This is a genomic window from Actinokineospora sp. NBRC 105648, assembly GCF_030269645.1.
Taxonomy (GTDB): domain Bacteria; phylum Actinomycetota; class Actinomycetes; order Mycobacteriales; family Pseudonocardiaceae; genus Actinokineospora.
This window is the reverse complement of sequence record NZ_BSTR01000042.1, coordinates 21,230-44,967: the sequence shown is the minus strand read 5'-3', so window position 1 is coordinate 44,967 and position 23,738 is coordinate 21,230. Positions and strand designations below refer to the sequence as shown.

At 72.8% G+C, this 23,738-nt stretch carries 23 protein-coding genes and 1 pseudogene; 6 read left to right on the top strand and 18 right to left on the bottom strand.

Features of this window, described 5'->3' with window-relative positions; all coding sequences use genetic code 11:
* Positions 1-42: 42 nt before the first annotated feature.
* From QSK30_RS28145 to QSK30_RS28135, 3 genes are all read right to left on the bottom strand, one after another.
* Entirely contained in the window at positions 43-639 is a 597-nt protein-coding gene (locus tag QSK30_RS28145) for a response regulator transcription factor (protein ID WP_018682728.1), read from the bottom strand.
* A gap of 122 nt (positions 640-761) precedes the next feature.
* Entirely contained in the window at positions 762-1,676 is a 915-nt protein-coding gene (locus QSK30_RS28140) for a hypothetical protein (RefSeq protein ID WP_285507335.1), read from the bottom strand.
* Positions 1,673-2,641, bottom strand: coding sequence for a MerR family transcriptional regulator (locus QSK30_RS28135; protein WP_285507334.1), 969 nt, complete (start codon positions 2,639-2,641; stop codon positions 1,673-1,675). Before QSK30_RS28135 ends, QSK30_RS28140 begins: the two co-directional genes overlap by 4 nt.
* A gap of 287 nt (positions 2,642-2,928) precedes the next feature.
* Here QSK30_RS28135 and QSK30_RS28130 point away from each other — a divergent pair, with 287 nt between their 5' ends.
* Complete coding sequence (locus QSK30_RS28130) at positions 2,929-3,228, top strand: WhiB family transcriptional regulator (RefSeq protein ID WP_092777779.1); 300 nt, start codon at positions 2,929-2,931, stop codon at positions 3,226-3,228.
* A gap of 70 nt (positions 3,229-3,298) precedes the next feature.
* On the opposite strand, the gene groL is transcribed toward QSK30_RS28130, so the two are convergent.
* Both groL and groES read right to left on the bottom strand, forming a co-directional pair.
* Positions 3,299-4,915 (bottom strand): chaperonin GroEL, encoded by a 1,617-nt coding sequence (gene groL, locus QSK30_RS28125; protein WP_285507332.1) that lies wholly within the window; start codon positions 4,913-4,915, stop codon positions 3,299-3,301.
* A gap of 96 nt (positions 4,916-5,011) precedes the next feature.
* On the bottom strand, positions 5,012-5,305 hold the full coding sequence (groES, locus tag QSK30_RS28120; protein WP_091384212.1) for a co-chaperone GroES: 294 nt from the start codon (positions 5,303-5,305) through the stop codon (positions 5,012-5,014).
* Between the two features lie 283 nt (positions 5,306-5,588).
* Here groES and QSK30_RS28115 point away from each other — a divergent pair, with 283 nt between their 5' ends.
* Entirely contained in the window at positions 5,589-6,083 is a 495-nt protein-coding gene (locus QSK30_RS28115; RefSeq protein WP_285507328.1) for a GNAT family N-acetyltransferase, read from the top strand.
* Between the two features lie 220 nt (positions 6,084-6,303).
* Here the strand turns inward: QSK30_RS28115 and QSK30_RS28110 are convergent.
* Both QSK30_RS28110 and QSK30_RS28105 read right to left on the bottom strand, forming a co-directional pair.
* Positions 6,304-6,495: pseudogene (locus QSK30_RS28110) on the bottom strand (helix-turn-helix domain-containing protein); the annotation flags it as partial.
* 117 nt (positions 6,496-6,612) lie between these two features.
* Entirely contained in the window at positions 6,613-7,500 is an 888-nt protein-coding gene (locus QSK30_RS28105; protein ID WP_285507326.1) for a patatin-like phospholipase family protein, read from the bottom strand.
* A 171-nt stretch (positions 7,501-7,671) separates the two neighbouring features.
* Here QSK30_RS28105 and QSK30_RS28100 point away from each other — a divergent pair, with 171 nt between their 5' ends.
* Positions 7,672-9,198 (top strand): alkaline phosphatase D family protein, encoded by a 1,527-nt coding sequence (locus QSK30_RS28100; protein WP_285507324.1) that lies wholly within the window; start codon positions 7,672-7,674, stop codon positions 9,196-9,198.
* Positions 9,199-9,243: 45 nt separating this feature from the next.
* Here the strand turns inward: QSK30_RS28100 and tsaD are convergent, their stop codons facing one another.
* Genes tsaD through QSK30_RS28080 form a run of 4 tightly spaced genes read right to left on the bottom strand, consistent with a single transcriptional unit; the run spans position 9,244 to position 12,066 of the window.
* Entirely contained in the window at positions 9,244-10,287 is a 1,044-nt protein-coding gene (gene tsaD, locus QSK30_RS28095) for a tRNA (adenosine(37)-N6)-threonylcarbamoyltransferase complex transferase subunit TsaD (RefSeq protein WP_285507322.1), read from the bottom strand.
* Complete coding sequence (rimI, locus tag QSK30_RS28090; protein WP_285507320.1) at positions 10,284-10,754, bottom strand: ribosomal protein S18-alanine N-acetyltransferase; 471 nt, start codon at positions 10,752-10,754, stop codon at positions 10,284-10,286. Before rimI ends, tsaD begins: the two co-directional genes overlap by 4 nt.
* On the bottom strand, positions 10,751-11,407 hold the full coding sequence (tsaB, locus tag QSK30_RS28085) for a tRNA (adenosine(37)-N6)-threonylcarbamoyltransferase complex dimerization subunit type 1 TsaB (protein WP_285507318.1): 657 nt from the start codon (positions 11,405-11,407) through the stop codon (positions 10,751-10,753). Before tsaB ends, rimI begins: the two co-directional genes overlap by 4 nt.
* A gap of 35 nt (positions 11,408-11,442) precedes the next feature.
* The gene (locus QSK30_RS28080; RefSeq protein WP_285507316.1) at positions 11,443-12,066 is read right to left on the bottom strand and encodes a hypothetical protein; all 624 of its coding nucleotides are present in this window, start codon (positions 12,064-12,066) and stop codon (positions 11,443-11,445) included.
* A gap of 126 nt (positions 12,067-12,192) precedes the next feature.
* Between QSK30_RS28080 and QSK30_RS28075 the strand changes: the two genes are divergently transcribed.
* On the top strand, positions 12,193-13,614 hold the full coding sequence (locus QSK30_RS28075) for an acyl-CoA synthetase (RefSeq protein ID WP_285507315.1): 1,422 nt from the start codon (positions 12,193-12,195) through the stop codon (positions 13,612-13,614).
* Positions 13,607-14,920, top strand: coding sequence for a carboxyl transferase domain-containing protein (locus QSK30_RS28070; protein ID WP_285507314.1), 1,314 nt, complete (start codon positions 13,607-13,609; stop codon positions 14,918-14,920). Before QSK30_RS28075 ends, QSK30_RS28070 begins: the two co-directional genes overlap by 8 nt.
* Positions 14,921-14,931: 11 nt before the next feature.
* Here the strand turns inward: QSK30_RS28070 and QSK30_RS28065 are convergent, their stop codons facing one another.
* Positions 14,932-15,576 carry a dihydrofolate reductase family protein gene (locus tag QSK30_RS28065; protein ID WP_285507312.1) on the bottom strand — a complete coding sequence of 215 codons (645 nt, stop codon included), beginning with the start codon at positions 15,574-15,576 and terminating at the stop codon, positions 14,932-14,934.
* 96 nt (positions 15,577-15,672) lie between these two features.
* On the opposite strand from QSK30_RS28065, the gene QSK30_RS28060 reads away from it, so the two are divergent.
* The gene (locus QSK30_RS28060; protein WP_285507310.1) at positions 15,673-16,167 is read left to right on the top strand and encodes a winged helix-turn-helix transcriptional regulator; all 495 of its coding nucleotides are present in this window, start codon (positions 15,673-15,675) and stop codon (positions 16,165-16,167) included.
* Positions 16,168-16,240: 73 nt separating this feature from the next.
* Here QSK30_RS28060 and QSK30_RS28055 read toward each other — a convergent pair whose 3' ends face one another.
* From QSK30_RS28055 to glmS, 6 genes are all read right to left on the bottom strand, one after another.
* Positions 16,241-16,762, bottom strand: a complete 522-nt coding sequence (locus tag QSK30_RS28055; protein ID WP_285507309.1) for an RICIN domain-containing protein — start codon at positions 16,760-16,762, stop codon at positions 16,241-16,243.
* 933 nt (positions 16,763-17,695) lie between these two features.
* The gene (gene tsaE, locus QSK30_RS28050) at positions 17,696-18,175 is read right to left on the bottom strand and encodes a tRNA (adenosine(37)-N6)-threonylcarbamoyltransferase complex ATPase subunit type 1 TsaE (protein WP_285507308.1); all 480 of its coding nucleotides are present in this window, start codon (positions 18,173-18,175) and stop codon (positions 17,696-17,698) included.
* Positions 18,168-19,247, bottom strand: a complete 1,080-nt coding sequence (locus QSK30_RS28045) for an alpha/beta fold hydrolase (protein ID WP_285507306.1) — start codon at positions 19,245-19,247, stop codon at positions 18,168-18,170. Before QSK30_RS28045 ends, tsaE begins: the two co-directional genes overlap by 8 nt.
* Positions 19,244-20,329 carry an alanine racemase gene (gene alr, locus QSK30_RS28040; RefSeq protein WP_285507304.1) on the bottom strand — a complete coding sequence of 362 codons (1,086 nt, stop codon included), beginning with the start codon at positions 20,327-20,329 and terminating at the stop codon, positions 19,244-19,246. The genes QSK30_RS28045 and alr overlap by 4 nt, the downstream gene beginning before the upstream one ends.
* 8 nt (positions 20,330-20,337) lie before the next feature.
* Positions 20,338-21,777 carry an NAD(P)H-hydrate epimerase gene (locus QSK30_RS28035; protein ID WP_285507302.1) on the bottom strand — a complete coding sequence of 480 codons (1,440 nt, stop codon included), beginning with the start codon at positions 21,775-21,777 and terminating at the stop codon, positions 20,338-20,340.
* A 20-nt stretch (positions 21,778-21,797) separates the two neighbouring features.
* Entirely contained in the window at positions 21,798-23,657 is a 1,860-nt protein-coding gene (gene glmS, locus QSK30_RS28030; RefSeq protein WP_285507300.1) for a glutamine--fructose-6-phosphate transaminase (isomerizing), read from the bottom strand.
* Positions 23,658-23,738: the final 81 nt, after the last annotated feature.

Here is a 23,738-nt window from a genome sequence, read left to right as displayed (position 1 = left end):
TCCGCAACGGGCACGCACGGCTCGTCGCCGACGCTGTGGTCCCTAGGAGACCAGGCCGCGCCGGAACCCATGAGCCACCGCCTGTGCGCGGTCGCGCACGCCCAGCTTGCGGAAGAGCCGCCGGGCGTGGGTTTTCACGGTGTCCTCCGACAGGTAGAGCTCGCGGCCGATCTGGCCGTTGCTCTTGCCCTGGCTCATGCCGCGCAACACCTGGAGCTCGCGGTCGGTGAGCTGGACACCTGGGTCGGAGGGTTGGCGGGGTGCCGGTACCGAGGTGCTGGCCAGCGTGTGCGCGAGCGCGGCGACCAGCTCGGGACGCGAGGCGTCCCAGCGGAGGTAGCCGCGAGCGCCGCCCGCGATGGCCGCGGCGATGCTGCCCGCGTCGTCGGGTGCGCCGAAGACGATGACGTTCGCCTGCGGGTTGGCGGAGACGAGCCGACGAGTGGCTTCGACCCCGGTCGGGACAGCGCGCTGAGTGCCGACGAGGACGACATCGACCGGCTGCCGGGAGAAGCGGGCGAGCAACTCGTCACCGTGCGCTACGCAGTCGATGCGACTGACCCCTGGTACAGCAGACATGACACGGGTCAAGCCCTCCCGCACGCTGCGGCGGTCGTCGCAGATCAAGACCGTCGTCACGGGGACTCCTTCCTGCAGCCGAGTGACGTTCCATTTCCCCTATCGGACGCCACGGCCCGAACCTTGACACGATTCGGTGGTAAATCTGTCAACCAATCCACCGGATGACCGTCTCGGTGGGTTCACCTGTTCGGAGCAAGATCAAAACCCGAGGTCGGGAGCCATGGCGAGCCGAGGGCCAGCCGCCTGCCCTCGGGGTCGGAGTGTCGTAACACACAGTGCAGGGTCGCGGACGCTTCAGTCCGGTGTGCGGACGCCCGGTCCGGGTCGAGGTCGGCCAGCACCAGGGCGCTCGGCCAGCGCAGCGGCCGGAGCCCGTGCGTGATCGATTCCGACCGGCAACCGGAGATCAGCTCCAGCGCCTCGGCGCGCTCTCCCGCGGCCGCCAGCGCGGCCCCCAGCACGAGCGCCGACTTGACCCGGTGGCGAACCGATCCCGATCTGGCCGCAGCCGCGGCGGCCGCCCGCGCCCGCGCCACCGCCGCGCTCGCCGCACCGGCCACCAGCTCGATCTCGGCGGCCACCCAGCCCCGCCGGACGACCGCGCGCCACCCCGCGTCGGGCGAGGCCGACTCGATTCCGAAGAGCGCCCGCGCCTCGCCGACCCGGCCGAGCCCGACCGCGTCGGCGGCGAGCCCCAGCAGGACGTCCGAGCGGGCCGCCCGGGCGTCGGCGCCGTCCCGGCCGAGGCCGTCCGGGCGCTCGTGGTGATCTTGCCGGGATTGCCCGGTGGTCAACAGCCCGGCCTCGGCGAGCCTGCGCAGGCCGTGGCCGTCGAGGGCCCGCGCGGCGGCGTGCCCGCCGAGCTGCCTGCGGTGCGAGGCGAGGGTCGCCGCGGCCAGCGCGGCGATCACCGGGTCGCTCCCACCGACCAGCGGGGCCAGCACCGCGACCGCAGCGGCGTAGTCGCCGCGACCACCGAGAGCTACCGCCGCCAGCCAAGCCTCCCCGCGCGCCAAACCCTCCGTCTGGGGGACGTCACCTGGTCGGGAACCGAAGGCGGCGTCCCACGGCGACGCACGAACGGGGTCACTCACGCGGCTGAATCCGGTTCACCCAGGACGTGGGCCCCGATCCGCCCCAGCGCGCCGGCGAGGTCGTCGAGCCGCTCGGCCCGTTCGGGCAGGTCGACCTCGGCCCACCCGGGACCGCAGGCGAACAGGCGCGAGCGCCTGCCCGTGCGCGGCACCGCGACCAGCGAGTCGGCGTCGGCGTTGCCCGCCAACTGCGCCCACACGACGACCGCGGCGGGCGCGGTCCGGCGGACGGCGGTGGCCAGGGCGGCGCCGGGGACGGCCGCACCGAGCATCAGGGTGCCGATGTCGTGCTGGGCGAGGGCGGCACGCAGGACGTAGAGCGGGAGGCTGTGCGTCTCGCCTGGGGCGCAGCACAGCAGTACTGGGCGGGCGTTGCGGGGCGCGGGCACCGGCGGGGTCGCGCGCACCATGGCCGCCAGCACGCACTCGTTGACCAGGTGCTCGACCTCCACGCAGTCGCCTGCGTGGGCCCAGCGCGCCGCGATGGCGTTGAGCACCGGCCGCACCACCCCGTCCCAGGCCTCGACGACCCCGCCGACCTCGATGGCCTCGCCGATCAGCCGTTGCACGGCGCGGTCGTCCATGGCCATCGCCGCCCGGACCAGCCCGCGCGCGGCGGGCGAACCGCCCGGCAGCGGGAGCCCGCGGCCACCGGGGCGGCGGACCGGCGTGGGCTCGTGGTCCAGGCTCTCCGGACCAGGGGCGTGATCAGGGGCGTGATCTCGGCTCCCCAGACCGTCCTGGTCCGCCACGGGGGTCCGCAAGGCGTACTGGGCGGCCTCGGCGGGCGCGGCCCCCTTGAGCAGCGCGCGGCGCATGGTCTCCAGCCGGGCGATGTCGGCGGGGCCGTAGCGGCGGTGCGTCCCGGTGGCGTGGTCGGCGGGTCCCAGGCCGTACCGGCGGTCCCAGGTCCGCAGCGTCGACGGGGCCACGCCGAGCCTGCGCGCGACCGCCGCGACCGGCAATGTGGGCTCCGATATCGGCCCGTCCGCCCGCGGTGACCCACCCTCGGTAGGTCCACCTGGTCGCACGGCGTCGGATTTGGTCACCACACACCCATCGTCGGGTGACCAGGGGTGTCCGGCAACCGGATAGTTGACCACGCTGCGTCGACCGGGTGATGCCGATCGGCTGAATCGGGCAACCAAAGAGTCGATCACCCTTGAACAAGTATTGGCGCGGTTCTAGCGTGTAACCCGCTGCACCGAATGGAGTATTGACTCCGACATCCACTCGTCAGGAGGCGGCCACCATGGCGGACACTCGCAGGCTTCCCGGTCCGAACGCCGACGTGTGGGACTGGCAGCTCGACGGTTCGTGCAGAGGCATGGACAGCGCGTTCTTCTTCCATCCCGACGGCGAGCGCGGGCCTGCCAGGGCGCGCCGGGAGGCCAAGGCCAAGGCGATCTGCCAGGCCTGCCCCGTGCTGTCGCTGTGCCGCAGCCACGCGCTCGCCGTGCACGAGCCGTACGGGATCTGGGGCGGGCTCTCCGAGTCCGAGCGGGAGGCGATCATCAAGACCGAGAAGCGCACGCTGGCCGTGGCGAAGTAGCCCCGGACGCGGGAAGGGCCCGGTCGGCGAGCGACCGGGCCCTTCCCCGTGCGGTGGGTAGTGCGGTGGATCAGTGACCGTGGCCGTGCCCGTGCCCGGTGGCGGCGGGCTCGTCGGCCTTCTTCTCCACGACCGCGCTCTCGGTGGTGAGCACCATGCGGGCGATGGAGGCGGCGTTGGCCACCGCGGAGCGGGTGACCTTGACCGGGTCCACGACACCGTCGGCGAGCAGGTCGCCGTAGGTGAGCTTGGCGGCGTTGAAGCCCTGGCCCCACGGGAGCTCGCGGACCTTGTTCACCACGACCGCGCCCTCCTGGCCGCCGTTCGCGGCGATCCAGAACAGCGGCGCGGACAGCGCCTCGCGGACGATGGCGACACCGGTCGCCTCGTCGCCGGTGAGGCCGAGGTTGCCCTCGAGCTCCTTGGCGACCTGGACCAGCGCGGCGCCGCCGCCGGGGACGATGCCCTCCTCGACGGCCGCCTTCGTGGCCGCCACGGCGTCCTCGATGCGGTGCTTGCGCTCGGAGAGCTCGGTCTCGGTGGCCGCGCCGACCTTGATGACCGCGACCCCGCCGGAGAGCTTGGCCAGCCGCTCCTGCAGCTTCTCGCGGTCCCAGTCGGAGTCGGTGGCCTCGATCTCCTTGCGCAGCTGCTCGGCGCGCCCGGCGATGTCGGCCTTGCTGCCGCCGCCCTCGACCAGGGTGGTCTCGTCCTTGGTGACCACGACGCGGCGGGCGGTGCCCAGCGTGTCGAGGGTCGCCTCGGACAGCTTCAGACCGACCTCGGCCGCGATGACCTGACCGCCGGTGACGGTGGCGAGGTCGTCGAGGAACGCCTTGCGGCGGTCGCCGAAGAACGGCGCCTTGACCGCCACGGCCTTGATCGTCTTGCGCAGGGCGTTGACCACCAGGGTGGACAGCGCCTCGCCGTCGACGTCCTCGGCCACGATCAGCACGGACTTGCCGCTCTCGGCGATCTTCTCCAGGATCGGCAGCAGATCGGCCAGCGCGGAGATCTTCTCGCGGTGCAGCAGGACGTAGGTGTCCTCCAGCACTGCCTCCTGCGACTCCAGGTCGGTCGCGAAGTGCGCGGAGACGTAGCCCTTGTCGAACTGCACGCCCTCGGTGATGACGAGCTCGGTGGCCAGCGTGGAGGACTCCTCCACGGTGATCACACCGTCCTCGCCGACCTTCTCGATGGCCTCGCCGAGCAGCGCGCCGATCGAGGCGTCGCGCGAGGCGACGGTGCCCACCTGGGCGATGTTGTCGCGGCCCTTGACCGGGGTGGCCTTGGCCTTGAGCGAGGCGACCACCGCGTCGGCGGCGGCCTGGATGCCCTTGCCGATCGCGGTCGGGTTCGCACCGGCGGCGACGTTGCGCAGGCCGACGCGCACCAGCGCCTGGGCCAGCACGGTCGCGGTGGTGGTGCCGTCACCGGCGACGTCGTTGGTCTTGGTGGCGACGTTCTTGGCGAGCTGGGCGCCGAGGTTCTCGAACGAGTCCTCGAGCTCGATCTCGCGGGCGATGGTCACACCGTCGTTGGTGACGGTGGGGCCGCCGAACTTCTTGGCGAGCACGACGTGCCGCCCACGCGGGCCGAGGGTGACCTTGACCGCGTCGGCGAGCTTGTTGACACCGCGCTCGAGCGCCCGACGAGCGTCCTCGTCGAAGCTGATCTGCTTGGGCATTGCTCCCTCTATCTGTTTGCGTTGCGAAGCGAGCAACGCCCCGGCGGCCCCGAACGGGGCTGCCGGGGCGTTTTCAGCCAGGTCAGCGGGCCCGTCTTAGTTGACGACGGCCAGCACGTCGCGCGCGGAGAGGATCAGGTACTCCTCGCCGTTGTACTTGACCTCGGTGCCGCCGTACTTGGAGTAGATGACGACGTCACCGACCGCCACGTCCACCGGGACGCGGTTGCCCTTGTCGTCGATCCGGCCCGGGCCAACGGCCAGGACCTTGCCCTCCTGGGGCTTCTCCTTGGCGGTGTCGGGGATGACCAGACCGGAGGCGGTCGTGGCCTCGGCCTCGCTCGCCTGGACGACGATCTTGTCCTCGAGCGGCTTGATGTTCACGCTCACCGCTGTGACCTCCACGGGTCGTCGAAAGCGTTGGCAGGTACAAGGCGCGGCGTCCGGATTGGACACCACGCCGACGGCTCCTGCCACCCCGCCGTCGCGGGTGCCGGGGCGGTACCGGTGCCGTACGACTAGCACTCTACCGACGCGACTGCTAACGCCGCAACGGGGTCCCACGGCGAGCCCTGACCTGGCAGGTTCGGCGATCCGCTGGTACTGCGGCAGCGGGCTGCTCGCCCGCGTCAAACGGGAGGCCCGGTCCCGGCGGGCGGGCTAGGTTGGGGCGGTGATCACCACCGCGAGTCCTCACCACTTCGAGCGGATCCGGGAGGTCTCGTGGGCGGCTGGGGAGATGTTCCGCGAGGTCGGGATGGACGAGATCGCCGACATGCCCACGCCGCCGGATGAGGTGTTGGGTGCGTTCGCCGACGAGCACCGGGCCTGGGTGTGGATCGAGTCGCTGGTGGTGGCCGGGTTCCTGTTGGCCGAGGAGGTCGGTGGGTGTGCGCACGTGGCGGAGGTGAGCGTGCACCCGGACTACCGGGGGCGCGGGTTCGGTGGCCACCTGCTCACCCACGTGGGGGCGTGGGCGTGGGGACAGGGGATGCCCGCGGTGACGCTGACGACCTTCCGGGACGTGCCGTGGAACGCGCCGTACTACGAGCGGTTGGGGTTTCGGGTGGTTGAGCCGTCCGAGGCGTTGCGGGAGGTGGTGGCGCGGGAGGCGCTGATCGGGCTTGATCCCGCGCTGCGGGTCTGCATGCGCCGCGACGTCCGGTGACGGTGGCGATCGGCTAGGGGTGTCTCGTAACTGATCTTGTTGTTGATGTGTCGGGGGTTGGTCAGGTGGTGGGGCGAGGTTGTGGAGGAAGGCGATCCTGGCTGCGGTAGTGGCCAGGGTGTGGGCGGCTCGGCGGTAGCCCTTCGTGTCGGCGAGGGCGTGTTCGAGGCGGGCGGGACGCGTGTGTGGGTGGTGTTCAGTTCGGTCTTCCAGTCGGGCGGTGGCGGTGGTTCTTCGACTTCGCAGCCAAGCGGTGGTCCCGGGTCGGGACCTGATCGACCCGGGGCTGGCGGACCGGGCCCAGCGCCAACAGCGGGCCGATGGTGTCGATCACCCGGTGCGCCGCGGAGTGCGATACCCCGAACAACAACCCGATCTGACGCATCGTGAGGTTTGTGCGCCAGCGCGCGGAACCGCCCGGGCGTGAGCCCGGTGAACGCGACGATCCACTCCGACCGCGATGCCGAGATCACCCGCACCACACCATGATCACCACCGGAGATCCGCGCTGTGAGTGACGAGACATCCCTTAGCCCAGCGCCGCGTGCACTGCCTCGCGGCCCAGGCGGACCGCGCGTCGCAGCAGGACCGTGTCGCGGGTCAGGCGGGGGACTTCGGGGGAGTCCGCGGGTGGGCGGATCTCCAGGATGGACGCGTGCCCGGCCAGGTCGGCGTCGTCGGCGAGTTGGCGGGTGTGGCGGGACTCCCAGGCCGCCAGGGCGCCGGGGGCCGCTCGCCGGAGGTAGCGCGACACCAGGACCGTCTCCAGGCGGGACGGCGGTACCGCGGACCAGCCGACCGGGCGGGTGCGCAGCACCACCACGTCGGTGGCGCCGTCGGCGATCGGGGTGCGGAACGGGATCGCCTCGGCCAGGCCCGCGTCCACCCACCGCCTGCCGCCTAGGGGGACGGGGCGGCCGGACAGCAGCGGCAGCCCCGTGGACGCGCGCAGCGCCAGTTGCAGGGTGCGCTGGTCGACCACGTACGGGCGCAGGTCCACCGCCGCCCCGGTGTCGGCGTCGGTGGCCATCGGGTGGAACGTGGTGGGGTTGGCCAGGATGGCCGCGAAGTCCATCGGGACCGCCTCGTACACCACCTGGACCAGGTGCTCGGTGTCCACGACCCGGCGCAGGCGCCAGGGGTTGGTGACCCGGCGCATGATGGTCGGGTCGGACCAGCCGATCGTGCCGACCTGGGCTTGTCCACCGAGGAACCACGCGCCGTTGAGGGCGCCCGCCGACGCGCCGTAGACGGCGTCGAAGGCGTTGGCGAGGCCGAGGTCGTCGAGGCCCGCGACCATGCCGCCCGCGAACGCGCCCCGGCTGCCGCCGCCCTCGATCGCCAGGGCGAGCCGCCTGCCGTCGTCGCGGGAGCCAGTGGCCAGGCGGTGGCGCAGCAGTTCGAGTACAGGGTGCACGAGGCCGAACGTAGCGCCCGCCGCCACGCGGTGGGCGGGGCCGGTGGGTGCTCACCGCCGACACCTGGGGTACGTCAGGAACTCACCGGAGGCTCACCCGGACGTGGGTCGGGGGCCACTGGGGCGGTGGAGGGTGCCCCGGTAACCCCGAACCGGGAGGTCCCACCACCGATGAACACCACCCGACGCTCGATCCTGCTGGGCGGTGCCGCCGCGGTCGGGCTGACCGCCGTGGCCACCCTGCCCGCCCTGGCCGTGCCGGAGCGCAAGCTCGCCGACCCGTTCACCCTCGGCCTGGCCTCGGGCGACCCGTCCGCCGACGGTGTCGTGCTGTGGACCCGCCTCGCGCCGGACCCGCTGGCGCTCGACGGGCTCGGCGGCATGCCCGCCCGGCCGGTGCCCGTGCTCTGGCAGGTCGCCACCGACGAGCGGTTCCGGCACGTCGTGCGCACCGGTGTCGAGTTCGCCCGCCCGGAGGCCGGGCACAGCGTGCACGTCGAGCTCGCGGGCCTGCGCCCGGGCACGGAGTACTTCTACCGCTTCCGCGTGCAGGACCACCTCTCCCCGATCGGTCGCACGCGCACCGCTCCCGCGCCGCACACCCTGACCGGCGCGCTGACCATGTGCTTCGCCTCGTGCGCGCACTACGGCGAGGGCTTCTTCACCGCTTACCGCAGGCTCGCCGAGGACCAGCCCGACCTGGTGCTGCACCTGGGCGACTACCAGTACGAGTACGCCGCCAAGGCCGCCGACGTGCGCGTGGTGGTCGGCCCGGAGACGCGCACGCTGGCCGACTACCGGCTGCGGCACGCCCAGTACAAGACCGACGCCGACCTGCAGGAGGCGCACCGCGTCGCCCCATGGCTGGTCGTATTTGACGATCATGAAGTCGAGAACAACTGGGCCGACGAGGTTCCCGAGCAGCCCGACCCGGAGTTCCCGGCCCGCCGGGCGGCGGCGTTCCAGGCGTACTACGAGAACATGCCGCTGCGCCGGTCCGCCCGGCCGCGGGGGATCGACATGCAGCTCTACCGGCGGGTGCGGTGGGGCGCGCTGGCCAACTTCCACCTGCTCGACACCCGCCAGTACCGCGACGACCAGGCCTGCGGTGACGGCACCAAGGTCGACTGCGCCGAGCGCCTCGACCCGGTCCGGACGATCACCGGGGTCGAGCAGGAGCGCTGGCTGCTCGACGGTCTGCGCTCGTCGCGGTCGCGGTGGGACATCCTCGGGCAGCAGGTGTTCTTCGCCCAGCGCGACCTCACCGCGGGCGAGAAGCAGGGCTTCAGCATGGACGCCTGGGACGGCTACCAGGCCAGTCGCGACCGAGTGGCCGAGGCGCTGGGGCACACCCGCAACGGCGTGGTGCTCACCGGTGATGTGCACCGGCACTGGGCGGGCGAGGTCAAGCAGGGCTACGACCGGCCCGACTCGCGCACCGTCGGCACGGAGCTGGTCACGACCTCGATCACCTCGACCGGGGACGGCGGCGACGACACCAACGCCGGTGTGCTGGCCGAGAACCCGCACCTGAAGTTCTACAAGAACCGCCGCGGCTACGTGCGCACCCGCTTCACCGCCCGGGAGCTGCGGGCGGACTTCCGGGTGCTGCCCTACGTGCGCACCGCGGGCGCCGAGGTGAGCACGGCGGCGAGCTTCGTCGTCGAGGACCGGGTGCCCACCCTGAACCAGTCCTAGGGCTCGGACGGCGTTGCCCGGGTCGACCCCGGGCAACGCCGGTGCTCAGACCGAGATCGTCGACACCGGCAGCGCCGGGTTCGCCGAGAGGTCCAAAGAGGACGGTTCGACCCCGGCGGCCACGAGGTGCGCGCCCAGCGCGGCGATCATGGCGCCGTTGTCGGTGCACAGCCTGGGTTTCGGCACGCGCAGGGTGATCCCGGCCTTCGCGCAGCGCTCGGCGGCCAGCTGCTTGAGCCGTGAGTTCGCCGCCACGCCACCGGAGACCACCAGCGTGTCGATGTCGAACTCGGTGGCCGCGCGCACGGCCTTGGCGGTGAGCACGTCGGCCACGGCCTCCTGGAACGACGCCGCGACGTCGTCCACCGGGACCTCTTCACCGTCGCGCTCGCGGGCCTCCACCCAGCGGGCGACGGCCGTCTTCAACCCCGAGAACGAGAAGTCGAACTTGGCGTCCCGCGGCCCGGTCAGCCCGCGCGGGAACGCGATGGCAGAAGGGTTTCCGCGCTGCGCGGCCTTGTCGATCGGGGGACCGCCCGGGTAGGGAAGGCCGATCACGCGGGCGACCTTGTCGTAGGCCTCGCCCGCGGCGTCGTCGATGGTGGAGCCGATCTCGGTGATCTTCCCGGCCAGGTCGTCCACCCGCAGCAGCTGGCTGTGGCCGCCGGAGACCAGCAGCGCCAGCGCGGGCGAGGGCAGCGGGCCGTGCTCGAGGGTGTCGGCGGCGACGTGGCCCGCGAGGTGGTTGGCGCCGTAGAGCGGCACGCCCAGCGACATCGCGTACGCCTTCGCCGCCGAGACGCCCACCAGCAGCGCGCCCGCCAGGCCGGGTCCGCAGGTGACCGCGATGGCGTCCACATCGGACAGCCCGAGCCCCGCGGTCTCGAACGCGCGGCGCATGGTGGGGACCATCGCCTCCAGGTGCGCGCGGCTGGCCACCTCGGGCACCACGCCGCCGAAGCGGACGTGCTGCTCGACGCTGGAGGCGACCTCGTCGGCCAGCAGCTCCAGGCCGCCGTCGGCGCCGAGCTCGACGATGCCGACACCGGTCTCGTCGCAGGAGCTCTCGATGCCCAGGATGATCGTCACGTGGTCTCCTCCACCCGAGCGGGCCGGGCCATGGTGTACGCGTCGGCGCCGGAGGGCTGGTAGTAGCGGCGGCGCAGGCCCACCGTGGTGAACCCGTGCGCCTGGTAGAGCGCGATGGCGCCCGCGTTGTCCGTGCGGACCTCCAGGAACACCTGCGCGGCGACCTCGTCGGCGCGGGCGAGCAGGGCGCGCAGCAGCTCGCGGCCGATGCCCTTGCGGTGCCAGACCGGGTCGACGCCGATGGTGTGCACGCTGGCCTCGGTGTCCCCGGGCGGACCCGCCACCGACAGGCCCGCGTAGCCGACCAGCAGCTCGTCGGCGTAGGCGCCCAGGTAGTAGTGGCCCCAGTCGAGCTCCGAGGCGAACGCGGACTCGCTCCACGGGTCCTCGCCCGCGAACAGGATCCGCTCCAGCTCAGCGCACCGGCGCAGGTCTGCGCGCTGCAGCGGGGCTATCCGGACACTCATCCCGGGCTCACCCGCTTGCGCGCGCCAGGCTCGACCGCGTCGGGCCTGCGCAGGTAGAGCGGGGTGAGCGGGCCGGGTTCCGCGGTGAGGTCCGCGGCGGCGACCAGGCCGAGCGGGCTCGGGTGCTCGGGGCCGACCGCGGGCAGCCCGAAGTCGAAGACCCGCGCCCCGGCGACCCGGGTGACACCCAGCTCGGCGACTGGTACCTCGGCGGGCGGTGTGACCGACGGGCCGGCCACCCGGGAGCCGTCGGCGGCGTAGGCGGCCCAGTAGACCTCGCGGCGGCGCGCGTCGGTGACCACCAGCAGCGGCCCGCCCGGGGGGTCGGCGGCCGCGTCGGCGGCGATGGCGTCGAGCGAGCAGACCGGGTACACCGGCCGGTCGAGGCTGTGGCCGAGGGCGGCGGCGGTGACCATGCCCGCGCGCAGCCCGGTGAACGGGCCCGGCCCGACCCCGCACACCACGGCGTCGACCTGGGCCAGCGTGCGGCCCGCCGCGGCCAGCGCGTCGCGCAGGTGGGGGCTGAGCAGCTCACCGTGGGCGCGGGCGTCGACGGTCACGCGCGCGGCGAGCAGCCGCGCGGACCCGTCGACCAGTTCGACGACGCCGGCGGTGACCGCGGGGGTGGCGGTGTCGACCGCGAGTACCAGCACGGTCGACAAGGGTACGAGGCTGGTCCCGGCGGCTGTCAGTGGACCGGTTGGACGCGCTTGCGGCGGTTCACCGCGATGCTCTCCACGGCGAACGCGCAGAACAGCGCGAGCAGCCCGCCCGCGGCCAGCGTGCCGCCGACCTTGGTGATCTTCGCCTTGGGCAGCTTCTCCGGTTCGGCGGGCGCGGTGACCACGCTGACCGTGACCCAGGTGCTCGGCGGCGCGCCGAGGGTCTCCTGCTTGCTGTTGAGGGCCTTGCGGATCAGCTCGAAGGCGTCCGCGCCCAGCTGCTTGGCCCGGGCCGCGGAGGCGCCCTCGACCTTGGCGGTCATGAACGGGCCCTCGCGGCTGATCTCGACCGCGTCCTTGGGCTGGGTGGCCAGCTTGCCCGCCGAGACGTGCGTCTCCTCGATCAGCATGATGGTGATGGTGGACAGCGTCGGGGCGAAGGCCAGCAGCGAGTTGGTCTGCTCGAGCTGGCTGGGCGGGCGCACGATCCGGCCGTCCTTGGGCGCGAGCATCACCACGGTGCCGGTCCACTGGTAGCCCACCGGGGTGGAGATGTAGAAGTAGCCCGCCGCCACCGCGGTGATCAACAGCAGCGGGACGAGCACCAGCCAGCGCCGCACCAGCAGCTCGAACAGCTTCCCGAAGTACACGCCGACTCCAACCAGAGGTCTCCCGAGTCTGACTATCGCGCCGTGGGGTCCGCGTGTAACACGGGTTCACGCTGTGCGACGGAGTTCACCGGTTCCGTGTCAGCGCCCGCCACTAGGGTTGGCCGGGTGCTGCTGCCCACGCTCGCCACGCCCACCGGGCGCGCCGCGGTCCGCTTCGGCGCCGACGCCCTCACCCACGCCGACCTGGCCGGGTCCGCCCGGGCGGTCGCCGCCGCGGTGTCCGGGACCACGCGGGTCGCGGTCTGGGCCACGCCGAGCCCGCACACCTGCCTGGCCGTGGTGGGCGGGCTGGCCGCCGGGGTCGCGGTGGTGCCGATCAACCCCAAGATCGGTGAGCGGGAGCTGGCGCACATCGTCGCCGACAGCGAGCCGGAGCTGGTGCTGACCGCGCCCGGGGTGGAGCTGCCGCCCGCGCTGGCCGCGCTGCGCCGGGTGGACGTCGACCCGGCCGCCCGGCTCGACGGCGACCTGCCCGCCGAGGCCGACCCGGAGGCGCCCGCGTTCGTCGTCTACACCTCGGGCACCACCGGCCCGCCCAAGGGCGTGCTGCTGCCCCGCCGGGCGATCGCGACGAACCTGGACGCGCTGGCCGCGGCCTGGGAGTGGACCGCCGAGGACACCGTGGTGCACGCGCTGCCGCTGTTCCACGTGCACGGGCTGATCCTGGGTGTGCTCGGCCCGCTGCGCCGCGGCGGCGCGGTGCGCCACATCGGGCGCTTCGACTCGGCCGCGATCGGTCGCGAGCTGGCCGACGGCGCGACGGTCGTGTTCGGCGTCCCGACGATGTACCACCGGCTCGCCGCCGACTGCGAGGCCGACGCGGACCTGGCGGCGGCGATCGGCCGGGCGCGGCTGCTGGTGTCCGGGTCGGCGGCGCTGCCCGCCACCGACCACGCGCGGATCACCGCGGCCACCGGGCAGCGGGTTGTCGAGCGGTACGGGATGACCGAGACGCTGATGAACTGCAGCGTGCGGGCCGCGGGTGACCGCAGGCCGGGGACCGTCGGGCTGCCGGTGGACGGCGTGGCCGTGCGGCTGGTCGACGACGCCGGTGCGCCGTTCACCGAGCCCGGGGTGGTGGGCGAGATCGAGGTGCGCGGGCCGAACCTGTTCCTGGGCTACCTCAACCGCCCGGACGCCACCGCCGAGGCGCTGCGCGACGGGTGGTTCCGCACCGGCGACATGGCGGTGCTGGAGCCGGACGGGTACCTGCGGATCGTCGGGCGGCGGGCCACCGACCTGATCAAGAGCGGCGGTTACAAGATCGGCGCGGGGGAGATCGAGAACGCCCTGCTGGAGCACCCGGGGGTCGCCGAGGTGGCGGTCACCGGCGAGCCCGACGAGGACCTGGGCGAGCGGATCGTGGCCTGGGTGGTGCCGGTCGACGCGCGGCCCGCGCTCGAGGAGCTGGCCGACCACGTGTCCCGGCTGCTCGCCCCGCACAAGCGGCCGCGGGTCGTGCACTACCTGGAGTCGTTGCCGCGCAACGAGATGGGCAAGGTCACCAAGCGAGCCCTGGGTGGCTGAGGGCGCCCGCTCGGTGCTGGCGTCGCTCGCCACCGGGTTCGTTGAGTTCACTGTGGACAGTGGGTCGCGGTACGGCCCGGACGGCCCGTTGGACTGGCCGGGCTACGGCGCGGCGCGGGCGCGTGCCGCCGAGCGCTCCGGGGAGACCGAGTCCGTGGTGTGCGGCACCGGTCGGGTCGGCGGGGTCGCCGCCGTGCTGGTGGCGTTCGACTTCCGCTTCTTGGGCGGGTCCGTGGGCACCGCGACCGGCGACCGGATCGAGCACGCGTTCACCCACGCGCGGGAGACCCGGACGCCCCTGGTGGCGCTGCTGGCCACCGGCGGCAGCCGGATGCACGAGGGAATGCTGTCACTGCGCCAGTTGCAGCGGATCGCTCGGGCCTCGGCGCTGCTGCACCAGGCGGGTGTGCCGCAGGTTTCGGTGCTGCGCGACCCGACGACCGGCGGCCTGTGGGCCTCACTCGGTGCCGGAGCGGACGTGGTGCTCGCCCTGCCGGGCGCCCAGGTCGGTTTCGCGGGCGCCCGGGTGCGGCCCGAGGACGGCGTCGCCTACACTGCGGAGGGGCAGTTCGCCGCGGGCCATGTCGACGCGTTGTGCTCGGCCGCCGACCTCGCCGAAACCGTGTCGGAGTGGTTGACCCTGCTGGGTTCTGGCTCTCCCGGACCCGCGGACGTGCCGAACGCGTTGGGCACCGAGACCCCGGCGGAGTCCGGTTGGGCCGCCGTCCAGTTGACCCGTTCGGCACGCAGGCCGCGCGCGGCGGCGTACCTGGACGACTACTTCGACCTGCGGCGCTCGATTTCGGGCGACCGGGCGGGCGGCGTCGACCCGGGGATGTTGTGCGGCATTGGTATGCGTGGCACGCGGGCCATCGCCTTCGCCGCGCAGACCGGTACGGCCACCACTCCCGCGGGTTTCCGCACGGCCTCCCGGCTGATCCGCCTGGCCGATCGGCTCGGCATCCCGGTACTGACCCTTGTGGACACTCCGGGCGCGGCGAACGACGCGGCCGCCGAGCGGGCGGGGGTCGGGTCGGCCATCGCCGAGCTGTTCGGCACCGTCGCCGCCGCGCGGGTCCCGGTGACGACGCTGGTGGTCGGTGAGGGCGGCTCGGGTGGCGCGCTGGCGCTGGCCGCGCCGGACCGGACGTGGATCACCCCGGACGCGTACTTCTCCGTGATAGCACCGGAACTGGCGGCGGCGATCCTCAAGCGGCCGGTGTCGGAGGCCCCCGCGCTGGCCGACCGGTTGCGACTGCGGCCCGCGGACCTGCTGGAGCTGGGGGTCGTCCGCGGGATCGTCTGACGGCTCGCGGGTCAGCGCCGCACGATGCGGGCGTGGGTGACGGTCTCGGACGTGACCAGCTCCACGCACTCGTAGGCACCGAGGCCGGCGCCCAGGTCGTCGAACAGGCGCTCGCCCGCACCCGCCAGCAGGGGCGTGATCACCAGGTTCAGCTCGTCGATGAGCCCGGCCCGCAGGTACTGCCGGACCGTCCCGGGACCGCCGCCGACGCGCACGTCCTTGCCGTCCGCGGCCTCGAAGGCCAGGCGCAGCGCGGTTTCCGGGCCGTCGGGCACGAAGTGGAACGTGGTGCCGCCGTCCATGGCGAACGACGGGCGGGGGTGGTGGGTCAGCACGAACACGTCGTGCCGGTAGGGCGGGGTGTCGCCCCACCAGCCGGTCCACGAGTGGTCCGGCCACGGGCCGCGGACCGGGCCGAACATGTTGCGCCCCATGATGGTCGCGCCGACGTTGTCGTCGCCCGCGCGGGCGCGCTCCTGGTCGAACCCCTCGCTGCCGCCGTCGAGCCCCCGCATCTCGTGGCCGAACCGGGTGGCGAACATCCAGGCGTGCAGGCCGTCGACACCGTCGCCGAACGGCGCGTCCGCCCGCTGGTTGGTCCCGGTGGCGTACCCGTCCAGCGTGACGGTGAAGTTGTGCACCCGCAGCCTGGCCATGACCACCCCTCCCTGGTGATTGCACTCTGCAAGCACTAGGCGCTACCGTAGGCGAGGGTGGTTGTGGAACGCAAGCACCGGGTCGGAGGACGGGTCATGCGCGGGACGCCGCGATCGGGCTGCCCGATCAACGCCACGGTCGAGGCCCTGGGCGACCAGTGGAGCCTGCTCGTGGTGCGCGACATCATGTTCGGCGGCCGCAGGCACTTCCGCGAACTGCTCGCGGGCTCCGAGGAGGGCATCGCCTCCAACATCCTCGCCGACCGCCTCAAGCGTTTGGTGGCAGGCGGCCTGCTCACCCGAGACGACGCCCGACGCGGCCAACGGGCCACCTACAGCCTGACCGACCAGGCCATCGACCTGGTCCCGGTCTTCGCCCACCTCGGCGCATGGGGCACCAGGCACCGGCCGACCACCGAGCGCCTGCGGGTCCGGGCGGAGCTGCTGGAGGCGGGCGGCCCGGACCTGTGGGCCGCCTACATGGCCGAACTGCGCCACGTCCATCTCGGCACGCCACTCCCCGAGAACAGCGGCCCCACGGTGACTGAACGCCTCGCCCAGGCCTACCGCCAGGCCCATCCCGACGGCTGACCTCGGCACAGGGGTCTCGCGCCGAACGAGGCCGGGAGGCGCACCTGCCCCAGGTGCGCCTCCTGGCAGGCGACTACGGCCTGCGGAAGCGCCACCGCTGGTTGGGGCCGCCGTGGCAGTCCCACTGGATCACGTTCGCGCCGTTGCTCGGACTCGCCCCGGAGACGTCCAGGCACTTGTCACTGTGCGCCACACGCACCTGGTAGACGTCCGGCCCCGACGCCACCAGCCGCCACCGCTGGTTGGGACCGCCGTGGCAGCTCCACTGGATCACCCGGGCCCCGTTGCTCGGACTGGCACCGGAAACGTCGAGGCACTTGTCGCTGTGCTCGACCTGGACCTGGTAGTTGCCACCGCCGACCGACGTCAGCCACCACCGCTGGTTGGGACCGCCGTGGCAGCTCCACTGGATCACCTGGGCGCCGTTGTCCGGGTTGGCGCCGGAGACGTCCAGACACTTGTCACTGCTCTGCACCACCACCTCGTACCGCACGCCCGGCACGGGAGACTCCCGCACGTCGGCGCCCGCCGGGACCGCGCTGAGCAGCGCCCCCACGGCCAAGACCGCACTGAAAACGAATGCGCGCAATCGCATGTCGACTCCCCAGTCGTCCGGATGAGACAGTCCCATCCGGACTCACCATGGCGCACAACAGCTTGTGGTCCGATACCCCGGTGGGCTTCGTTCCGGCCCCGTTCGGGGGTTAGCGCACAGTGACCGCCAAGGCTGGCCGCAGGCTGTCCAGCACCACCGCCATCACACCGCCGCCACCACGCCACCGCCACACCGCCGCCCCGGCCACCCCGCCATTGCGGCACTGCCACCACACCACGGCCGCCGCCACCACCACCACCAAACCGCAGCGGATAGGCCGAATCCGCTGGCACCCAAGTGAATGCCGCCCCCCAGCAAACCGCAGCGGTGAGGCCGAATTCGGTGGCACCCAAGTGAATCCCGCCCCCCAGCAAACCGCAGCGGTGAGGCCGACCCCGCTGGTACGCAAGTCCCGTTACGGATGCTCGATCTAGTGGACTCGCTTCGTGTGGGGGGAGAGTGCCGCTAAACTTGCCGTGGGTGGGGATGCCCTTACCCTGCCCTTTTCTCTCCACCGCGGTGCTCTAGGGGCCCCACACGAAGCGAGTTCACTAGATCGAGCCCCCTATCTTTTCCTCGGGCAACCCCAGCGATGAGCCACCATGCAGGTCGACCGTAGGTCGGCGTGCGGCACACCCCACGAGCTGCCCGAGTAAGAGCGGGGCTCGATTGGCTGGACTGCCTTCGCGTGGGGCCCCTAGAGCACCGCGGTGGGGAAAAAGCGTGGGGTGAAGGGCATCCCCACACACGGCAAGTTTAGCGGCACTCTCCCCCCACACGAAGGCAGTCCACCCAATCGAGCACAAACGTAACGGGTGTTGCGTACCAGCGGGCGCGGATTAGGGATTAGGGATCAGAGATTAGAGATTCAAGACTTAGGATCTATTTTGAGGTGGAAAGAGTTCAGGTGGTGCGGAGGGGAAGGTGCTGCTTCTAGGCTCGCGATTGGCTTAGCGGGGCCCACGCAGAGCGTTCAGCCCAATCGCCGTGCGGTTCGATGGTGGCCAGTCTGCTGTCGTCTGGCCTGCGGTCGAGGCGGATCAGCAGGTGGTCCTCGGACAGGCGGTTCGCGCTGCCCTCGCCCCACTCGACCACGACCACCGACTCGACCAGTTCGCTGTCGAGGTCCAGGTCGTCCAGTTCGGCGAGGTCGCCGCCGAGTCGGTAGGCGTCGACGTGCACCATCGGGATCCCGCGTTGGCCTGCGCGGTGCTCGCGGGCGATGACGAATGTCGGGCTGCTCACCCGCCCCAGCACTCCCAGGCCCGCTGCGATGCCCTTCGCCAGCACGGTCTTCCCGGCTCCGAGTGGGCCCGCGAGCAGGACCAGGTCGCCCGCGCGCAGTACCTCGCCCAGGGCCCGGCCGAACGCCAGTGTGTCCTCGGCCGTGCGCAGTTCGGTTGTCTCAGCCACGGTTCCACCACCTCTTCCGCCCTGCGCCTCGACCGGCGGCGCAGTCGCGTAGCAGCGTAGTCAGTTCCGCGTTGACCAGTTCCGGCTGCTCCACCATGACCATGTGACCGGCGCCGCGGACGCGTACCAGCCGGGAGTCTGGTAGCTCGGCGTTGATCCGTTCGGCGTGGCTGAACGGGGTCATCCAGTCGTGGTCGCCGGAGAGGACGAGTACGTGGCAGTGCCGCAGTCCGGCCAGTGCGGCGTAGCGGTCGTGGCTGCCGAGGGTGTCGATGAAGTCGGCCAGCACCCGTACCGGGGTCACGTTGAGCATGTCGACCAGGAAGTCGACCAGCCGCGGGCTGACCTCGTTCGCGCCGAAGCCGATGGTGCGGGTGGCCCGTCGGGTCAGCTGGCCGCCCGCGGCGCGGATCAGCTCGACCATCCCGGGCTGCCACTCGGCGAACTGGCCGACGATGCGGGTGAACGGGTTGTACTTCGACAGCAGCGGTCGCGGCAGCCCGCTCTTGCCGACCTCGCCCGCGGCCGTGCCGATCAACGCCACCCCGCGCACCCGGTCGGCGAACAGGTCCGGGTGCCGCTCGGCCAGGCCCATCACCACCATGCCGCCCATCGAGTGCCCGATGAGGACCAGCGGGCCGTCCGGCGCGACCGCGCGGATGACCTCGTCGAGGTCGGCGGCGAGCTGGTCGATGCTGCTGGTGGTGGCGTTCGCCCGGCCGGAGCGGCCGTGGCTGCGGTGGTCGTAGAGCACCAGCCGCACCCGCGGGTCGGTGAGCTCGGCCAGGTCGCGGCGCTGGAAGTGCCACGCCAGCCTGCTCATCGCGAACCCGTGCACCAGGATCACCGTCAGGACGGGCTCTCCGCCGTCCGCCGGGTCCACTTCCTCCACCGACAGCGCCAACCCGTCGGTGGCGGCGACGCTGAACGCGCGGTCGGGCTTCAGCTGGCCCAGTGGTTCGTCGGCGTACGGGTCGTCCGCGGTCGAGCGCTTCCGCGTCACACCAACGGCCACTGCCGCCACCGCCGCCAAGACGCCCGCGCCCGCGGCGACTTTGCCCGCCCGGTTCACCGGACGTACCTGCGCGCCAGTCGCGGGCGGTGCATGCCCGTGACGATCTCGTAGTCGATGGTGCCGATCGTCTCGGCCCACTCGGTCGCGGTGGGTTCGCCGTGCTCGCCGGAGCCGAACAGCACCACCTCGTCGCCCAGTGCCACCGGGTCGTCGCCGCAGTCGACGACGATCTGGTCCATGCACACCCGGCCGCGCTGCGGCCTGCGCACCCCGCCGACCAGCACCTCCATCCGGTTGGACAGCAGCCGTGGGATCCCGTCGGCGTAGCCGACCGGGACCAGGGCCAGCGTGGTGTCCCGCTCGGCCGTCCATGACTGTCCATATGAGACCGACTCGCCCGCGGCCACCCGCTTGACCAGTGCGACGCTCGACCGGAAGGACATGATCGGCCGCAGGTCCTCGCGCTGCGCCAAGGGGTTCAGGCCGTACATGGCGATGCCCAGCCGCACCATGTCGAAGTGCAGGTCGGGGCGGTTCAGCGTGGCCGCGGAGTTCGCCAGGTGCCTGCGCGGGGTGACCCCCGCCGCGAGCGCGGCGTGGTAGGCGTCGTCGAAGCGCTTGGCCTGCAGGTCGATCGACGGGTGCCCGGGCTCGTCCGCGCACGCCAGGTGCGACCACACCGCGTACACCTCGTTGTTCGAGGCGGCCGCCGCCCGCACCAGCTCCGCCCACCGCGCGGGCGGGCACCCGTTGCGGCACAGGCCGGTGTCGACCTTGAGGTGCAGCCGGGCGCCGCGCAGCCCGCGCAGTTGGTCCACATCGGACACCGCGACGTCGATGCCCGCCTCGACCGCGGCGGACAGGTCGGCGCCCGCGACGTCCAACCAGGACAGGATCGGCGCGGTGATCCCGGCCGCGCGCAGGGCCAGTGCCTCGTCGAGCGAGCACGAGCCGAGCCAGGTGGCGCCTGCCTCGAGGGCCGCGCGGGCGATCGGGACGGCGCCGTGGCCGTAGCCGTCGGCCTTGACCACGGCCATCGACTCGGCGCCCGCGGCGCGGTCGACGAGCAGCGCGACGTTGTGCCGCAGCAGGCCGAGGTCGATGGTCACCTCGGCGCGAGGGGGTGGGTGAGCAGCCATAACACTGTTTATGGTCGCACAGGCGCGACCACGGCACGGATCGCCGCGGGCAGCGCGGCCACGATGGCCGACGCGGGCGCGGGCGCGCCGCGCGCCGCCAGTTCCCCCGCTCGCACGTGGACGAACGCCGCGCACCCGGCCGCCACGACCGGGTCGAGCCCGGCGGCGAGCAGCGCGCCGACCACGCCGGAGAGCACGTCGCCGGAGCCCGCGGTGGCCAGCCAGTGCGACCGCGCCGGGTTCACCAGCACCCGGCCGTCCGGTCCCGCCACGACCGTCGCGTGTCCCTTGAGGAGCACGGTGGCGTTGAGCTCGGCGGCCAGCGCGCGGGCGGCGGCGGGCCGGTCGGCGCCCAGCTCGATGCCCAGCGGCTCGGCGATCCGGGCGAACTCGCGGTCGTGCGGGGTGAGCAGCACTGCCGCGTCCGGGTCGCGGGCGTCCCACAGCTCGGGGTGGTTGGCCAGCAGGGTGATCCCGTCGGCGTCCACGCAGGTCGTCACGCCCGCGCCGAGCACGTGGGCGAGCACGTCCCGCGCGGCCTTGCCGGTGCCCATGCCCGGCCCGGCGACCCAGGCCTGCACCCGGCCCGCGTCGCCCACCGACCCGGTCGCGATCACCTCGGGCCACCGCCTCCGGACCTCGTCGGCGGCCGAGCCCGCGTACCGGGTCAGCCCGGAGGTCGCGAGCACCGCGGCACCCACCGAGAGCACCGCCGCGCCGGGGTAGGTCGAGGAACCGGCCGCGATCCCGACGACGCCCTGGGTGTACTTGTCGTCCTCGGCGCCCGGCAGTGGCCAGTGCGCGGCGACATCGGCCCGGTCGAGCACCTGGAGGTCCGGTTCGGACAGCTCCAGCCCCAGTTCGACCAGGTGGACCTCGCCGCAGCGGGCACCCGCGAGGAAGTGCACCGGCTTGTACGCGCCGAAGGTCACCGTCACCTCGGCCTGGACCGCGGGTCCGTCGACCGCGCCGGTGTCCGGGTCGACACCGCTGGGCAGGTCGACGGCCACGACCGGCGCCCGCACCCGGGCCACGACCGCGGCGGCGTCCGGGCGCAGCGGACCGCGCGCGGACAGGCCCACGATCCCGTCGACGACCAGGTCGGCGAAGTCCACGTCCTCGACCGTGCCCACCCGGCCACCGGCCCGCTTGAGCGCCGCCAAGCCCTCGGCGTGCGCGCGCTCGGGCGCCAGCAGCACCGCGGTGACCCCGACCGAGCGGCGTCGCAGGAAAGCACCTGCCCACAGGGCGTCGCCACCGTTGTTGCCCGCGCCGACGAGCAGGACCACCCGCCGACCGGCCACACCGCCGGTGCGGGAGTCGAGCAGGCGCGCCGCGTGCAGCGCCACGCCGTGCGCGGCCCGGCGCATCAGGGCACCCGGTGCGGTCTTGGCCAGGACGAGGTCTTCGGCGTCCCGGACGCGACCGGTGGTCCAAGCGGCCCGCATGCGACTCCCCAACTCGACTGCTACTCGACGGTGACAGACTTCGCCAGGTTGCGCGGCTTGTCCACGTCGTACCCGCGCGACCGCGCGATCTCGGCGGCCAGGATCTGCAGCGGCACCGTCGACACCAGCGGCTGCAACAGCGTAGGAACCGCGGGCACCTCGATCAGCTCGTCGGCGAACGGGAGCACGGTCTCGTCGCCCTCCTCGGCGATCACGATCGTGCGCGCGCCGCGGGCCTGGATCTCGCTGATGTTGGACACCAGCTTCGAGTGCAGCACCGCCCGCCCCTTGGGCGACGGCATTACCACCACGACCGGCAGCCCCGGCTCGATCAGCGCGATCGGGCCGTGCTTGAGCTCGCCCGCGGCGAAGCCCTCGGCGTGCATGTAGGCGAGCTCCTTGAGCTTGAGCGCGCCCTCCAGGGCCACCGGGTAGCCCACGTGCCTGCCCAGGAACAGCACGGCCTTGGCGTCGGAGAGCTCCCGGCCCAGTTCCTGTACCCGCGCGGTGCAGCCGAGCACCCGGCGCACCGCCTCGGGCATGGCCTCCAGCTCGTGGAACTCGCGGGCCACCTCGTCGGGGTACTTGGTCCCGCGCGCCTGCGCCAAGGCCAAGCCGACCAGGTAGTTCGCCGCGATCTGGGCGAGGAACGCCTTGGTCGAGGCGACCCCGATCTCGGGTCCGGCGTGGGTGTAGAGCACCGCGTCGGACTCGCGCGGGATCTGGGCGCCGTTGGTGTTGCAGACGGCCAGCACGCGGGCCTTCTGCTCGCGGGCGTGCCGCACGGCCTCCAGAGTGTCGGCGGTCTCACCGGACTGGGACACCGCCACGACCAGGGTGTCGCGGTCGAGCACCGGGTCGCGGTAGCGGAACTCCGAGGCCAGCTCGACCTCGACCGGGAGCCGGGTCCAGTGCTCGATGGCGTACTTGGCGACCAGGCCGGAGTGGTAGGCCGAGCCGCAGGCGACGACGAAGACCTTGTCCACGTCGCGCAGGTCCTGGTCGGACAGGCGCTGCTCGTCGAGCACGATCCGGCCGCCGACGAAGTGCCCGCGCAGGGTGTCGGCCAGGGCCGTGGGCTGCTCGTCGATCTCCTTGAGCATGAAGTACTCGTGGCCGCCCTTCTCGGCGGCGGAGAGGTCCCAGTCCACGGTGAACGGCTTGACCGGCGCGGTCTCGCCGTGGAAGTCGACCACCTCGTAGCCCGCGCGGGTGATCACCACCAGCTGGTCCTGGCCCAGCTCGACGGCCTCGCGGGTGTGCTCGATGAACGCGGCCACGTCCGAGGCGACGAAGGTCTCACCCTCGCCGATGCCGACAACCAGGGGCGACGACCGGCGCGCGGCGACGATCAGGTCCGGCTCGTCGGCGTGCGTCACGACCAGGGTGAACGCGCCCTCCAGCCGCCTGCACACGCCGCGCACGCTGGCGGGCAGGTCACCCGCGGTGTCGCCCTCGGCGTAGGCGCGGGCGACCAGGTGCGCGGCGGTCTCGGAGTCGGTGTCGCTGGCGAACTCGATCCCGGCGGCCTCCAGCTCGGCGCGCAGCGCGATGAAGTTCTCGATGATCCCGTTGTGCACCACCGCGACCCGGCCGCTGACGTCGCGGTGCGGGTGGGAGTTGCGGTCGACCGGCGCGCCGTGCGTGGCCCACCGGGTGTGGCCCATGCCCGCGGTGCCCGCGAACCCGTCGCGACCCACCTCGTCGAGCCGGGCCTCCAGGTTGGCCAGCCTGCCCGCCTTGCGCTCGACGGCCAGCCCGCCGTCGGCGATCACCGCCACACCGGCCGAGTCGTACCCTCGGTACTCGAGCCTGCGCAGGCCGTCGAGCACCACGTCGAGGGCCGGACGATGACCCACATATCCCACGATTCCGCACACGCGCACCAGGGTAGCCGGCGCTTCGCCCGCCGAGTCTCTCGACCACCGACACACCAGCCGGGCCGGGTGCGCGGCGGCACG

Bases quoted from the DNA above. Each gene is read 5' to 3' on its own strand.
- QSK30_RS28130 (WP_092777779.1), top strand. From the start codon at position 2,929: ATGGCGGACACTCGCAGGCTTCCCGGTCCGAACGCCGACGTGTGGGAC.
- groL (WP_285507332.1), bottom strand. From the start codon at position 4,915: ATGCCCAAGCAGATCAGCTTCGACGAGGACGCTCGTCGGGCGCTCGAG.
- QSK30_RS28100 (WP_285507324.1), top strand. From the start codon at position 7,672: ATGAACACCACCCGACGCTCGATCCTGCTGGGCGGTGCCGCCGCGGTC.
- rimI (WP_285507320.1), bottom strand. From the start codon at position 10,754: ATGAGTGTCCGGATAGCCCCGCTGCAGCGCGCAGACCTGCGCCGGTGC.
- QSK30_RS28065 (WP_285507312.1), bottom strand. From the start codon at position 15,576: ATGGCCAGGCTGCGGGTGCACAACTTCACCGTCACGCTGGACGGGTAC.
- QSK30_RS28060 (WP_285507310.1), top strand. From the start codon at position 15,673: ATGCGCGGGACGCCGCGATCGGGCTGCCCGATCAACGCCACGGTCGAG.
- QSK30_RS28055 (WP_285507309.1), bottom strand. From the start codon at position 16,762: ATGCGATTGCGCGCATTCGTTTTCAGTGCGGTCTTGGCCGTGGGGGCG.
- alr (WP_285507304.1), bottom strand. From the start codon at position 20,329: ATGGCTGCTCACCCACCCCCTCGCGCCGAGGTGACCATCGACCTCGGC.
- QSK30_RS28035 (WP_285507302.1), bottom strand. From the start codon at position 21,777: ATGCGGGCCGCTTGGACCACCGGTCGCGTCCGGGACGCCGAAGACCTC.